At 44.4% G+C, this 14,327-nt stretch carries 16 protein-coding genes; 5 read left to right on the forward strand and 11 right to left on the reverse strand.

The features are described from left to right. Nucleotides 1-251: 251 nt before the first annotated feature. Nucleotides 252-755: a hypothetical protein gene (locus tag KYJ26_RS23325; protein ID WP_219170477.1), complete on the reverse strand. Its 504-nt coding sequence runs from the start codon at nucleotides 753-755 to the stop codon at nucleotides 252-254. Nucleotides 756-925: 170 nt separating this feature from the next. Here KYJ26_RS23325 and KYJ26_RS23330 point away from each other — a divergent pair, with 170 nt between their 5' ends. After that, entirely contained in the window at nucleotides 926-1,372 is a 447-nt protein-coding gene (locus KYJ26_RS23330; protein ID WP_219170479.1) for a YtoQ family protein, read from the forward strand. Between the two features lie 216 nt (nucleotides 1,373-1,588). Beyond that, nucleotides 1,589-3,082 carry a peptide MFS transporter gene (locus tag KYJ26_RS23335; RefSeq protein ID WP_219170480.1) on the forward strand — a complete coding sequence of 498 codons (1,494 nt, stop codon included), beginning with the start codon at nucleotides 1,589-1,591 and terminating at the stop codon, nucleotides 3,080-3,082. A 57-nt stretch (nucleotides 3,083-3,139) separates the two neighbouring features. Here KYJ26_RS23335 and KYJ26_RS23340 read toward each other — a convergent pair whose 3' ends face one another. The 3 genes from KYJ26_RS23340 to KYJ26_RS23350 all read right to left on the reverse strand — a co-directional run bounded on the left by KYJ26_RS23340 (nucleotide 3,140) and on the right by KYJ26_RS23350 (nucleotide 5,277). Beyond that, nucleotides 3,140-3,415, reverse strand: a complete 276-nt coding sequence (locus tag KYJ26_RS23340) for a hypothetical protein (RefSeq protein ID WP_219170481.1) — start codon at nucleotides 3,413-3,415, stop codon at nucleotides 3,140-3,142. Between the two features lie 164 nt (nucleotides 3,416-3,579). Further along, nucleotides 3,580-4,104 (reverse strand): DUF84 family protein, encoded by a 525-nt coding sequence (locus KYJ26_RS23345; protein WP_307514248.1) that lies wholly within the window; start codon nucleotides 4,102-4,104, stop codon nucleotides 3,580-3,582. 99 nt (nucleotides 4,105-4,203) lie between these two features. Further along, complete coding sequence (locus tag KYJ26_RS23350) at nucleotides 4,204-5,277, reverse strand: M42 family metallopeptidase (protein ID WP_219170483.1); 1,074 nt, start codon at nucleotides 5,275-5,277, stop codon at nucleotides 4,204-4,206. Nucleotides 5,278-5,505: 228 nt separating this feature from the next. On the opposite strand from KYJ26_RS23350, the gene KYJ26_RS23355 reads away from it, so the two are divergent. Continuing rightward, on the forward strand, nucleotides 5,506-5,820 hold the full coding sequence (locus KYJ26_RS23355; protein ID WP_219170484.1) for a PepSY domain-containing protein: 315 nt from the start codon (nucleotides 5,506-5,508) through the stop codon (nucleotides 5,818-5,820). Between the two features lie 43 nt (nucleotides 5,821-5,863). On the opposite strand, the gene KYJ26_RS23360 is transcribed toward KYJ26_RS23355, so the two are convergent. Both KYJ26_RS23360 and trmB read right to left on the reverse strand, forming a co-directional pair. Further along, a complete protein-coding gene (locus KYJ26_RS23360) occupies nucleotides 5,864-6,706 on the reverse strand; it encodes a YtnP family quorum-quenching lactonase (protein WP_219170486.1) in 843 nt (280 codons plus the stop codon). A gap of 119 nt (nucleotides 6,707-6,825) precedes the next feature. Beyond that, on the reverse strand, nucleotides 6,826-7,470 hold the full coding sequence (gene trmB / locus KYJ26_RS23365) for a tRNA (guanosine(46)-N7)-methyltransferase TrmB (RefSeq protein WP_219170487.1): 645 nt from the start codon (nucleotides 7,468-7,470) through the stop codon (nucleotides 6,826-6,828). A gap of 226 nt (nucleotides 7,471-7,696) precedes the next feature. Here trmB and KYJ26_RS23370 point away from each other — a divergent pair, with 226 nt between their 5' ends. Further along, entirely contained in the window at nucleotides 7,697-7,975 is a 279-nt protein-coding gene (locus KYJ26_RS23370) for a YtzH-like family protein (protein WP_219170489.1), read from the forward strand. Nucleotide 7,976: 1 nt separating this feature from the next. On the opposite strand, the gene KYJ26_RS23375 is transcribed toward KYJ26_RS23370, so the two are convergent. The 4 genes from KYJ26_RS23375 to thpR form a co-directional block, all read right to left on the reverse strand. Further along, on the reverse strand, nucleotides 7,977-8,750 hold the full coding sequence (locus tag KYJ26_RS23375) for a phosphotransferase family protein (protein WP_219170490.1): 774 nt from the start codon (nucleotides 8,748-8,750) through the stop codon (nucleotides 7,977-7,979). A 178-nt stretch (nucleotides 8,751-8,928) separates the two neighbouring features. Continuing rightward, a complete protein-coding gene (gene pulA, locus KYJ26_RS23380) occupies nucleotides 8,929-11,070 on the reverse strand; it encodes a type I pullulanase (protein ID WP_219170492.1) in 2,142 nt (713 codons plus the stop codon). Between the two features lie 296 nt (nucleotides 11,071-11,366). Beyond that, complete coding sequence (locus tag KYJ26_RS23385) at nucleotides 11,367-12,320, reverse strand: nuclease-related domain-containing protein (RefSeq protein ID WP_219170493.1); 954 nt, start codon at nucleotides 12,318-12,320, stop codon at nucleotides 11,367-11,369. A gap of 23 nt (nucleotides 12,321-12,343) precedes the next feature. Continuing rightward, complete coding sequence (gene thpR / locus KYJ26_RS23390; RefSeq protein ID WP_219170494.1) at nucleotides 12,344-12,895, reverse strand: RNA 2',3'-cyclic phosphodiesterase; 552 nt, start codon at nucleotides 12,893-12,895, stop codon at nucleotides 12,344-12,346. 164 nt (nucleotides 12,896-13,059) lie between these two features. Here thpR and cysK point away from each other — a divergent pair, with 164 nt between their 5' ends. Then, a complete protein-coding gene (gene cysK, locus KYJ26_RS23395) occupies nucleotides 13,060-13,989 on the forward strand; it encodes a cysteine synthase A (RefSeq protein WP_219170496.1) in 930 nt (309 codons plus the stop codon). Between the two features lie 54 nt (nucleotides 13,990-14,043). Here cysK and KYJ26_RS23400 read toward each other — a convergent pair whose 3' ends face one another. Beyond that, nucleotides 14,044-14,319: a hypothetical protein gene (locus KYJ26_RS23400; RefSeq protein ID WP_219170497.1), complete on the reverse strand. Its 276-nt coding sequence runs from the start codon at nucleotides 14,317-14,319 to the stop codon at nucleotides 14,044-14,046. Between the last annotated feature and the right edge of the window lie 8 nt (nucleotides 14,320-14,327).

The following is a 14,327-nucleotide window of genomic DNA, read 5'->3' on the forward strand; positions in this document are numbered from 1 at the left end:
TGAATGGGCTAAGAAGGCGTTCTTTTGCCTTCTTGGGCCATTTAGCTTATGACCTCGAGGGGCTAGCCGCCGTAGCTGGACAGGTGAGACCCCGCAGGCGAAGCCGAGGAGGCTCACCGCCAGCCCCGCGGAAAGCGAGCACCTGTAGCGGAAATCAACCGCTACTCGCTACATCCAAAAGCAACAATGTTTACGAAAACAGCCAAAAAAAGACCGATTCTCCATTCAGAAAAGATCCGGTCTGCTACGATCTATTTATGTTTAACTGATGCTGCCATTTTCATCATCATTTCGGCGTTATCCGCCAAGTCTTTCATTTGTGATTGAGTCGTTACTTTCGTTCCACCCACTCCAACGGTAAGTTCATATTCTTCTGTATCAGGTAATTCCTTAATGACGTAGTATCCTAAGCGGTCGTCTTCTTTGAACGTCCCATTCTTCACGAGACTTTCTTTGTCATTAATGGCCATTTTATATAGAAGTTCACTATCCTTATCCTCTTGAGGGTTCGTGAAAAGTATAAACGTATCAGAATCTTTTGAAATAATGATATTATTAGGAGATTCTTTTTCTATTTCGGCACCGAACGGCAGATAGAAGCTGATATTTCCAGCCTGTTCATCAGCTGCTTCACTTGAATTCAAAGCACCCTTCACCGCACTTGCAGTCTCCTCTTTTTCTTGATCGATTGTCGTATTGCATCCTGCTAATAAAAGCATAAGAATAAAGAAAATGATCGATGCTTTCGTCTTCATCCTCATATTTCCTCCCTTCATGCCTAGGACCTACGCTTATGATACCCTCACAAAGTCCCGATTGACAACCCTTCCAATAAGAAATTATGCCTTTTTCATGGGAAAAGTGGTTACATTATCATCCATAGGGTATTTATGATAAGATGACTAAAAACAGGAAGGTGAATAAAATGGAATTTACCGTGTATTTAGCCGGAGAGATACATAGCTCCTGGAGGAACGAACTGAAAGATAAAGCAAAAGCGCTGAGACTTCCGCTACATTTTGTGGGTCCCATGGAAAATCATGACCGCTCGGATTCAATCGGGGAAGAAATCCTTGGTGAGCAGCCAAATAAGATCTTCCGTGATGAAGCTGCCTCACAGATCAATAACTTCCGCACAGAACTGCTCTTGAAAAAATCGGATGTGGTCGTTGCTCTATTCGGCGAAGAATATAAGCAATGGAACACGGCAATGGATGCCAGCACAGCCCTTGCATTACAAAAGCCCCTGATCCTCATTCGTCCGGAAAAACTCCATCATCCATTGAAAGAGCTTTCAAATAAGGCGAATGTCACCGTTTCGTCGATTGATCAGGCACTAAAGACCCTTTCGTATGTTTTCGAAGAGGAATAACGATATTCCAAAGAAATCCTGCAGCATCAATGCTGCAGGATTTCTTTATGCGAAAAAACGTATAAGTTAAAAAGACCTAAAATTTTTCACTATTTAAAAATAACATAATATTGGCAATGTATAGTCATTTTATGTTATTATTAACCATTTGCAAACTTTTTTTGACTTTAAGAAAATATTAAAATATTATAGTAAAAGAATAAGGGAGGTAGTAACATGTCATCAATGAATAAACAGAAAATTGTGGATAGTGTCCCTCAAAAAGGATTCTTCGGTCATCCAAAGGGATTATTCACTTTATTCTTCACAGAATTTTGGGAGCGCTTTTCCTACTACGGAATGCGTGCCATCCTCGTATTCTACATGTACTATGAGGTATCAAAAGGTGGACTGGGTCTAGAGCAAAATACAGCTTTAGCGATCATGTCCATTTATGGTTCACTTGTGTATATGTCAGGGGTTATCGGGGGCTGGTTAGCTGATAGGGTATTCGGTACTTCGAAAGCCGTTTTCTACGGTGGAATATTCATCATGTTTGGTCACATTGCTTTATCATTTCCAGGGAGCTTATCTCTGTTCTTTGTTTCAATGGTATTGATTGTTGTCGGAACAGGTTTATTAAAACCGAATGTTTCTACAGTTGTAGGTGAAATGTACAGTGAAAATGATACCCGCCGTGATGCGGCATTCAGTATCTTCTATATGGGTATCAACTTAGGTGCTTTCATTGCGCCACTGATCGTCGGTAGTCTTATGGAATCGAAAGGTTTCCACTGGGGATTCGCAGCTGCCGCTATCGGTATGTTCTTAGGTCTTGTCGTATTCATGCTAACGAAGAAGAACAACCTGGGTCTTGCAGGTACGTATGTACCAAACCCGCTTTCAGCACGTGAGAAGAAGAAATACGGTTTAATCGTAGGTGCAGTCGCAGTTGCTTTGGCTATCATCTTAGGTACTACAATTCCAGCAGGTTTATTTACACTGGACGTATTCATCAATATTGTCGGAATCTTTGGTATCGTCGTTCCAACCATCTACTTTATTGTGATGTACTATAGTCCAAAGACGACAGCAACGGAACGTTCAAGGGTCATTGCTTATATTCCATTATTTATTTCAGCCGTTATGTTCTGGTCGATTCAGGAACAAGGATCTACTATTCTTGCCGCATATGCAGACAAGCGTACACAGCTTGATTTCATGGGGATTTCCATCTCTCCTGCATGGTTCCAGTCACTGAATCCATTATTCATCATCCTATTAGCTCCTGTATTTGCTTGGATGTGGGTGAAATTAGGTGACCGTCAGCCATCCATTCCGAAGAAATTCTCATTCGGTCTATTGTTTGCCGGTTTATCTTTCTTAGTGATTCTGTTACCTGCCCAAATGGGAGGAGAAGATTCACTTGTTAATCCACTTTGGCTCGTGCTAAGTTACTTCATCGTTGTTCTTGGTGAACTATGCTTATCACCAGTCGGTCTTTCAGCTACAACGAAGCTTGCACCAGAAGCATTCTCTGCTCAAACCATGAGTCTTTGGTTCTTGGCATCTGCCGGTGCACAAGCTCTTAACGCGCAGCTTGTCCGCTTCTATTCACCAGAAAATGAAACACTTTACTTTGGTTCTATCGGTGGAATGGCGATTGCATTAGCCGTTATTCTATTCTTGATTTCACCTATGATCCAAAGAGCGATGAAAGGTGTAAAATAATTGTTCGAATCCCCTGAAATGATTCAGGGGATTTTTTAGTTTAAAAAAGAACCCCATTCAACACGGGGTTCCATTACTCTTACCAGAAAAGTCCACATCCGCAGCGTCTATGTCTTTTGCATCCGCATCGTCTGCGATTATCTTCATCGCCTCTTCTGCCTCTGCATCCTCTGTTCCGGTCTTCAGCACCTCTGACGTTGTCTCTACCGCATCCACTTCTTCTGCGATCATCATTTGCCCCAAATAAGTTGCATCTTCTTCTGTCCCCAAATAGGAATTTATCCCAGTCGCAACAGAAGCGGTTGTCACGGCGATCATCACGACGATCATCATCGCGACGCCCCCCAACTCGGTCGTTACAATAGTTGCATCCCATAAATTCTAACCTCCTTAGAAAGAATTTATCAGATAAAAGAAAGTCTGATATACTCCATCCTATGAAGGACCGGTATAATTGGTATGGGCCAAGTACCCTCCCGGGGCAAATCATCTTAAGATTATTTTGTTTTGAATTGCCACTGACCGATCAAAAGACCGACCACGTGACGGAACATTTCCTCTCTCGTCAAGAGACCGTTTGTAAACACACCGATGGCGCCTTCTTTCTTTCGGATTCCCGTTCTTTGAGTATACTCATCCATGAGGGGGCCGAGTTCTTTCCCTGCTCTTATTTCATTGCTGATTTCATTCGGGAGGGAAATCCTCGCTCCACCACCGATGATTTCAGTCCCATTCCGGTCTACAAGTGCCCCCCAGTTACATACGAACATCCCATAGAGGGACTCACTCACTCCACCTTCAAGCCCTATTCCCACATCACTACCCGTGGACTTCAGGACAATTTTGGCGCGATTTAGTGCTCCTTCTATCGTTTCCTGGTCGGACATGGGCTGCTCACTTACATGCGACTCGGTTTTGAGGCACTCGAAGTGAACCTCGACGTATTGCTCCTGAAAGGCTTTTTTTATGGCCTGTACTTTTGCGGGGTTGGTCGTTCCGATTGCTACTTTCAACAACATCATACCTCTTTTCTCGTCGGGAGCACTTTTTGCCCCCTTATCTCTTTATAAAAAAGCTGTCTCAGCAATTGAATGAGACAGCTTTTCTCTATTTATTCTTCATCAGCTATTCGATTTGATCGTTTCGATGGTCGTGCGGTCACATTGCTTCACTAACTTGACGATCAGCTCTTTCGCAGCTGCATAATCGTCTACATGGATCATGGACGCATGAGTATGGATATACCTCGAACAAATACCCACTACGGCACTCGGAACCCCTTCATTGGACATATGCACTCGTCCGGCGTCTGTACCGCCTTGCGAAACAAAGTACTGATAAGGAATGTCATTGGATTCAGCTGTATCCAGTACGAATTCCCTAATGCCCCTGTGAGTCACCATGGAACGGTCGAGGATCCGAAGAAGTGCTCCTTTTCCAAGCTGTCCAAATTCATTTTTATCACCTGACATATCATTGGCAGGACTCGCATCCAATGCAAAGAAGATATCGGGATTAATCATGTTGGCTGCCGTCTGGGCACCGCGTAACCCGACTTCCTCCTGAACCGTCGCCCCGGAATAAAGGGTATTCGGAAGGCTCACACCTTGAAGCTCTTTTAATAATTCAATGGATAATCCGCATCCATAACGGTTGTCCCAGGCTTTGGCAAGGATCTTCTTCTCATTTGCCATAGGAGTGAACGGGCAGATCGGTACAATCTGCTGACCCGGTTTAATTCCGATCTCACGTGCATTTTCCCGGTCATCGGCACCGATATCAATGAGCATATTCTTAATATCCATCGGTTTCCTGCGCTGTTCTTCCCCAAGCAGGTGAGGAGGGATACTGCCGATCACACCGGTTATCGGACCGTTGTCTGTGATGATTTGAACCCGCTGGGCCAAGAGCACCTGGCTCCACCATCCTCCAAGGGTCTGGAAGCGGATCATGCCATTATCCGTAATCGATGTAACCATGAAGCCTACTTCGTCCATATGACCGGCCACCATGACGACTGGATCCTGTTCACTGCCTTTTCTCAATCCGAATATCCCGCCTAATCGATCCTGTACGATCTCATCAGAGTATTGGGATAATTGTTCTTTCATAAACTTTCGTACACCATGTTCATTACCTGGCGCTCCAGGCAATTCCGTCAATGTCTTAAATAATTCCAACGTATCTTGTTTCATGTCTTATGCCCCTTTTATATAAAATCTAGAGTATGTATAATCTTATTTTACAGAACTTTCGCACCTCTTACCACCAATTGAGATAAAAGCATTTCTCTTTTTGATGTTTTCTTTGATAGAATGTACCTAAGGATAAAAAATTATCGACCATGGCCGGGAATTTGTCAGGACCGGATGAACGGATCCTGAGTGCCGGCATGCAAAAATGGCCTTTGGAGGGAATAACAGATGAACTGGAAATCATTCATATTTGGACTGGGAGTCGGAGCAGCCGGCGGTTACCTTCTTAAAGGGAAACTGGACGATTCACGCCTAGTATCTGCCGAGAAGGTGTTAAAAGACGTCAAACTATCTTTCAAAAGAGAAGGAAACATCGATGGATCATGGATCGGTATGAAACCTGAAGACTACCGGAAACACTCCATGAACACGAAGGTATATAAAGGCGGCATATCAAGGCGAAAAGACGGGGAACTTGAGCAATATGAATTCATAGCCGACGCTTATACCGGAACCGTTGTGGATGTGTACCCTTTAACTTAATAAAAGCAGGATGATCCCACTATTTCCGGGACCATCCTGCTTTTTATTTTTCCCTGATTACTTTATCGATGATTTCTCCATCTCTATTCCACTTGATCCCTCTATACTCTGCGTCATGATAAAAGAGGAACCAATACTCTCCTTCGACTGCCTGAGTGATCCATTTTTCTTTTGCTCCGATGGACGTCATCGGATAATCATCGTAGGCAAGTACCCAGAGTGGATTTTTATGGGCGTGAGTCGGCATGATGTCTGCCATGTGAATGAACTTCTCTCCATTATGCTCCATGATAATGATCGAATGTCCGTCACTATGCCCGCCGGTGTGCACCATCTTGATTCCGGGGAGGACTTCCATTTCTTCTTTATAGGTTGTCACTTGGGACCCGATGCTCTCCCAGTTTTCTTTCCAGTATGTATTGCGGGAACGAACATTTGGATTCCTCATTTCATCCCATTCCACCTGTGAAGTATAAATGGTGGCATTGGGAAAGACTGATACGAGCTCATCCCCCTCATATTTTGTCAATCCGCACGCATGATCGAAATGCATGTGAGTCATCAGGATCACATCGATATCGTTTGGTGAGATATCAAGGGCAGCAAGGGAAGCTTCGACATCCGATTCTTCATGGACTCCGTAATTGCGCTTTTGCTTGTCATTCAACTTGCCTTTACCGATACCTGATTCGATTAACACATTTTTCCCTTGCCATTTAAAGTACATCGGATCGGTCCGTAATTCGATCTGGTTCAGTTCATTCACGGCATATTTTTTTGACCAAAGAGGCTTAGGAACGACCCCAAACATCGCTCCCCCATCCATATGGGTCACGCCGCCATTCAGCCAGTGTATCGTTAGATCTCCAACTCTCAACGTTTCCATCTTTATTCCTCCTTTGTTCATACCCTTTCATTTTATCAGAATAGGTGGACAACTTGTAGGCGAATGCCTGATCAGTAAAAAAACAGCCCTTCAAATATCAGGGCTGTCTGGTCCATTTTTTATTTATTTTGAAACTGTGCTTCGACACGGTAAATCCTCTGGCCTTTGGCAGAGAATTTTTCTTCGTATTCGGTCATGATGTTGCCTTCGAAGTCGCTGTTATGGAGATCGAGGCTTAGGAAATTCAGATGCAGACCGTACCACGAGAAGCTCTGTAATGAGTATTCGAAAAGTCCCTGGTTATCTGTCTTGAAGTGGATTTCCCCATTTTCAACCAGGATCTGTTCATACATGGACAAGAAGTCCTTATATGTCAGGCGGCGTTTTTCATGACGATTTTTTGGCCATGGATCCGAGAAGTTCAGGTATACCCTGTCCACTTCCCCCGAATCGAAATACTCCGTCAGATTCCTTGCATCGACATTCAACAGCTTGACATTCGGAAGCTCAGCTTCAATCAGACGGTCGAGAGCGGTGACGATGACACTTTCATACAGCTCGATTCCAATATAATTAACGTCCGGATTGGCTCTTGCCATTTCCGTGACGAATTGACCTTTTCCTGTTCCGACCTCGATATGGAGGGGGTTATCGTTGCCAAATTCTTTGTTCCAATGACCTTTTTTCTCCTGGGGTTCTGCCACAACATACTGTGGATGATCACTGATCTTCTCAGAAGCCCATGGTTTGTGACGTAAACGCATGTAGACACCTCATTTTTTATTATCGAAAAAAACATACCATGACTCTCGGTCCTATGCAAGAGCCAAATAGTGAAATGCGACTTGAGAGGTCCGTCCCTCAAAAAAGGCGCATAAATGAAAAAGGAATTCACACACTATTAGTGAATTCCTTTTTTTAAGGTCTGGTCATTTAGAGGGATGTCCGACGCGGTTCCATTAAACTTACGAAAATGAAAGGGTGTACTTCATGCCTTTAAATTCACAGAATCAAATGCAGTTATTATCTGATATATTAAGCAATCATTCAACGGATTGCTGTGGATCGGTTTCAGAATGCGAGCAGGTTGAACGGTTGGTCAAGTCGCTGATGGTCAATGCTGATATCCACGAAAACGTCAAACCCGTTTTACAGGAGATTTATCAGTACAGCCAAAGCGGGATCTCATCGCCGGATCTTTCCAACCATATTACAACGAACAAGGATAACCTGTCCCAATGGGTCACAGATATGAACAGTTATTCTTGATTCATATCACCTTATGCAAGTATTGAATCCAGTGGTTCATCTCGTGAAAACGGGCTTTCCCCTTATGCCACTGGATGGATAAAATCGTTTGTGCCACGACATACCATTTCATCCGCAGCTTCAAGTTATCGGTCAGCTCGGCTCCATATTGAGTCAGCCAGCTTTCCCACTGATCTTCAGGGATGTACCAGTATAACAGTAATCCTACATCGAATGCAGGGTCTGCAATCATCGCTCCATCCCAGTCAATTAAATACAGCTGGTTGTAGTCGGATAACAGCCAGTTGTTATGGTTGACGTCTCCGTGACATACTACATATTCTTCCTGCTGAACTTCCATGAGTTCTTTTTGAAGAAACAAAAGCGCCTCACGGATGACAGGCAGTGAAAGAAGATCGAACTCGAGTCCCGTCTCCACTTCCGTCAGCATATGCTCCGGTTGGAACGGCTCTTTCCCCAATCTCTCAAGCATGGTGGAAAGAGGTTTCGAGGAATGAATCTTGTTCAACAGCCTCGCCACCCGCTCATCCTTCATCTCTTCGGGCTTTAATTCTCTCCCATTTAACCAGTGTTGTGCAGTGATGACGTCCCCGTTTTCCATCCGTTTGGTCCAAACAAGCTTGGGTACAATTCCCTCTGCTGATAATACAGCTACAAAAGGGGAAGAATTGCGCTTTAGAAATAATCTCTGCTCCTGGTATTGAGCAAAGAACGCTTCTCCGGTTGCACCGCCTGCGGGGACGATTTCCCAATCTTGGTCAAATAAGTGTTCCAATATATTCACCTTCTATTGGTCCTTTGTCATGTTTATATTTTCATGTGTATCATTTATTTCAATGTGTAAAAAGATCAAATAAAATAAAAAAGACAGCTATTGGGCAATACAAATCAATAGCCATCTGTTTACGATTTTATCGTCATCTTGCGTTTTCGTCAAGCACTGGAATGAACTGTCACCTTACAAATACATACGAAGAGACCGGTTCAAGGGTGATCGAAGGCTCCTTTACATCATACAGGCCGCTTACACTTGCCTGATGGCCATTGGATAAACAATTCCATTGTTTCCCTTCAGGCAGTCGGTACTCACATGCTTGCGTATCCGAATGAAAGACCAGGTGGATTTCATCCCACGGCCCGTATGGATGGACATTCTGATAGGAAACATGTATCAGGTTTGCCTGGCTGTGTGACACGTTTACATGCTCACGGATCAGCTCACTCGTATGAAACCGTAAGGCCCCGTGACTTTTCCTGATCTGGATCAGTGCTTTCACGTATTGAACCACATCATCATACTGTTCTCTTCTGATCCAGTCCATTTGATTGATTTCAATTGGGGAGTTATAGCTGTTCTCGATCCCCTTTTTGGTTCTGAAGAATTCCTGCCCGGCGTGGAGGAACGGAATTCCCTGAGACAAGATGACCATTGTGGTCGCCAATTTATGACGGGCTTTCAGGGTCTCCTCATCCTCATTCAAACACGCCTTCATTTTATCCCAAAGCGTATGGTTATCATGGGACTCCACATAATTGACCGATTGGGAAGGCTCTTTAAATAGCCCCCGTTCCCCACTCTTTACACCTATGCTGCCAGTAAGGACAAGCTCCACCTTCTGTTCCAAATGGCCATGCCCGAGAGCGAACCCTTTATCATATAAATTAAATGTACTGCCTTTAATTGTGTCCCTGAACCAATCATTGAATTGGCCGATGCCCTGAAGCTGATGTGCATTTCGCAGATTGGCTTTTTGATGTGGAGGAAGCGGCGTATTCAGATCCCACCCTTCTCCAATCAAGATTGCCCCGGGTAATACTTTATCCACTTCTTCACGGATCATGGTCATGGTTTTGACGTCGAGGATTCCCATTAAATCGAAACGGAAGCCGTCAACTCCGTATTCATTCAACCAGTAAAGGACCGAATCGACGATGAATTTCCTTGCCATGAGGCGTTCTGAGGCGAAATCATTCCCTACTCCTGTGCCGTTTGAGGGTAAGCCGTTTTCATCATGACGGAAGAAATAGCCCGGCACGAGCTTTTCAAACGACGAATCCTCGCGGATGAAGACGTGGTTGTACACCACATCTTGAATGACCCTGATATTTTCATCATGCAGACTCTGTATCACGGCTTTCAATTCCCGTATCCGCTCATATGGATCTTCGGGCTTTAGGCTGTAGCTCCCTTCAGGCGCATTGAAGAATAGTGGATTGTACCCCCAATTATAACTGGTATCTGAAGGACAATCCGTCACGCCATCAAAATCATTTACAGGAAGCAGTTCGACATGGGTGACACCCAGCTCCTTTAAATACTGGACCCCTGTTGAGGATCCTTTCGGTGTATAGGTTCCTTTTTCCGTAAAGGCGCGGTATTTCCCCCTGAACTTCATTCCACTTTCCTGTTGGGCGGAGAAATCCCTGATATTCAATTCGTAAATGACTGCATCTGTGGGAGAGGAAAGCGGAGGTAGCGGCTTCCCAACCGTGTTTCCAAGGTTGATGACACATCCCCATTCACTGTTCAATGAGACAGCTTTCGCATAAGGATCGATCAGCTCATCCCACACCAGATTGATACACGGAAGGATGGTGTAAAGATACCCTTCAACATCCGTATTCACCCGGCATTCCCACACTCCGTTTTCCATTCTTATAAATGGGTACTGTATTTCTTCATCGTCTGGTGACTTGAGCTTCAAACGCATCTCGGTTGCAGTTGGTGACCATACTTTAAAGACCGTATTCCCATCCTGGTATGTAACACCCAGGTCATTGCCATCGTAGTAGTATCGTTGATCAAATTCTTCCGTTCGTATGACAGCTCCTGTCTGAAGATCCGTCTTTGTATCATGTTCATCGATAATCTCATAGATCTCCCCTAACACGATCTTCTCGCTTACAACGGTCGTTACATATTTCATGGCATCATGAAGGGGAATCTTTTCTTCAATGTGAAGAGCGATCTTTTCCTCTCCCCTGACCAGGGTGAAGTGGCTCGAATTCCCATCATGATAATGATATGGAAGGATCATGGTGATTGTATTGAACGTATCCAAAAATGCATCATACTGCCTGCTAATGACTAACACTTCTGCCACCTACTTCTGTTTAACATTTTCCGACTCGGGAGGACCCTATTTAAGCCAATCTCCGTTTTCAACAAGCTTGAAGGGAGCCGCAATCCTGTTCTTATATTATTCATTGAAGGCCCATTTGGTCCGCCATTTATGGGAAAGAAGCCTTCATTACCCCACTGACAAACAGTTCATTTATCGCTTCTATAGTAAGGTATATGCTTGTTTCACGATGGTTAGGCCAAAGACGTTCCATTCATGGTGGGATTATACCCTGTAACCCCCTGGCCAAAACCAGCTGATACAGTCGGTTACGCTTGATCACCTTCTGCTACTTCTTGTTCCTCTTCCCATTGTAGCCTTTTGAAGGAAGTGATTTGACAATACTCCATAATCGCCTGAGCTGCTTTCAACTGCACACTTTTAATAGGGGAAGAGCTTGACCTCTGCTGCTGGAACCACTCATTATGGATTCGTTTATCTAAAAACTGGATCCCTGCCGGCGACTGAGGGTAATCTATGTAACCGTTCCTGCTGATGACGGCTTGATAAATGGGAAGCTCCACTCCCGCATACCGGATGATTTGATGGATGATGCGCTCCATCCTTTTCAAACCGATGAGAGGGTTTAACACCTTTGATTCCATGTCCCCCCATTTTTTTACCCAGAATCGTTCTCCTGAACCTATATAGGCTGTTCCCTCCTCGAATTCAAGAAAGGTTAAACACCATATGCCTGTCGGGGTGATCAGGATGGTTTCAAGTTCAACTGGTGCATTTTTTATTTTCAGGACAGGGTTGTACATCACGAATATATTATCAGGGAAGCGTTGGAGTAGATAGCGTAATCGCTCATCATACCGATAACTGTTATCCACATACGATTTCTCCATGATTGTAGAGCTCGCCCACTTCAGTTGAAAATCAAATAATAGATTTAAAAAAGAAACCTTCAACTCTTCTTCTGAGTGGATATCCTGATTTCTCTCCATCTCAAAAACCATTTCTTCATCACTGGGCTGAAGCACAGGTTCTTCTTCTTGAGCGTCTTTCTTTTTGAAAAGGGAGAAGAGCTTTTCCTTCACGGAATCCTTCTCTTCCTCCTCCTTTACGGATGGAGGCGCCGGGGGCAGATCCCCGTTTTCCCAATGTTGTTTCATTTTTTCCCATTGCTGCTTTTTTAATCGGACAAATTGGGAAGGATATCTATATAAATCCGTTTCGTATCGTGAAACGTAATCTTGAAGTTTAATCAGCTGTGCCATATGAATCGATCCTTTCGTGACGGTCAATTTGCCTGAAACGGTATGGTGTATATGGCTTCATACTTAGGCATCCGGTCAATGTGAGTTTGATACAAAACCATTTCTGTTGCTGTGAACGTATGGCCCTCGGCAGGTTGGAATCCGTCCAGCACCTCACTGGTAAAGGGAGATTGCTCATTCCATTTCCGCCCTACTGTGATATGAGGAGAAAATGGCCTTTTATCCAATTGAAATCCCGCCTCTTCACATGCACCATACACATGGTTCCTGACTTTGTGCAGCATGTCTGAATAGTCTACACCCATCCACAGGATTCTTGGAGAATCACTCTTCCCAAACGTACCGAACCTGTCCAGTGTCAGGGGAAAAGCCGTGAACTGCAGACTGCCGACTTTATCGAGTACCGGCCCGAGTTCATCCGCACTCCCTAAAAAGGCGAGAGTCAAGTGATAGTCCTCTGGATGTACCCACTTCTTACATGCACCTTGAGCCTTCAACGGCTGCATGCATTCATCTAAATATCGTTTTGTTTCAATTGGCAGGGAAAGGGCAAAGAAATAGTGAGTGTTCAACATATCACCTTTCCTTTCTATTATTACTTTATTTTAGCAAAATGTGTCATCAGAAAGAATGACTAGTGAGAATTGCAACAAAAATGAAATACAAAGCTTATTTATTTGATAAGATTTATTTGAATTAGTACGATAGAAAGAGATTGTTTTCTGAAAGGAAGTTGACCATGAAAGTTGTACAGAATATCGCAGATCTGATCGGGGATACCCCCCTCGTAAAATTAAATCGATTGAACCCTGCTGACGGGGCGGACGTGTATGTGAAACTGGAATTCTATAATCCGAGCAAAAGCGTCAAAGACAGAGCGGCCTATGAGATGATCGTGGAAGCAGAAAAAGAAGGCTTATTGAAAGAAGGTTCGACCATCATCGAGCCAACGAGCGGGAACACGGGTATCGGACTTGCCATGAATGCTGCGGCAAGGGGTTACCGTGCCATCCTCGTGATGCCTGATACGATGACGCAAGAGCGTATCAATCTTCTCAAGGCGTATGGAGCAGAAGTGGTATTGACGCCAGGGGACGAGAAAATGCCTGGTGCCATCGAAAAAGCCAAGGAACTGACGGAGAAAATCCCCAACAGTTTCATGCCTATGCAATTTGAAAACGATGCGAACCCGAATGCCCACCGGAAAACAACGGCCCTTGAGATCGTTGAAGCCATGAAGGAACTTGGAAAACCTTTATCGGCATTTGTGGCAACCGCAGGAACGGGTGGAACGATTACTGGAACGGGTGAAGTGTTGAAAGAGCATTATCCCGAACTGGCGGTCCATGTCGTCGAGCCGGCGGGCTCTCCCGTACTTTCAGGAGGAAAACCCGGCAAGCACAAGCTTGTGGGGACGAGTCCCGGCTTTGTGCCGGACATACTGAATACAAGTGTGTATGATGAAATCCATAAAATTGAAGACGAGCAGGCTTACGATATCGCCCGGAGAATGGCAAGCGAAGAAGGTATCTTAGTGGGACCTTCTTCAGGTGCTGCCTGTTACGCTGCCATTGAAGTGGCAAAGACATTATCACCTGGGGATGTAGTGGTATGCATAGCATGCGATACAGGAGAACGCTATCTATCAAGTGACTTGTTCAGATTCTAATGATAGGCAAAGGAAAAGAGGCTGCCCCATGAAACGGGCAGCCTCTTCTTATGTTCACTTGACCTGATGATAGTGAGAGATGAAGCGTTCGGGAGAAGACTTTACGACAAACGTCCGGACCCCTTCGATGGTGTGCAGGTATAAAAACGTATAGTAAGCGGACAAAGGCTTACTCGTCATGTCCAACACCTCTTTCATGATGAAGGTTCTTGTAGGAGTGACAATACGGTCACTGTACAAGTATAGATTCTCCTCCGTCTCTACCGTGAATTGCTGGTTGTCTTCTATTCTTCGTTCTGTTTTCATGAATGGTTGTGAACAAATCAACATGTAATGCC

The organism is Rossellomorea orangium (assembly GCF_019334305.1).
Taxonomy (GTDB): domain Bacteria; phylum Bacillota; class Bacilli; order Bacillales; family Bacillaceae_B; genus Rossellomorea.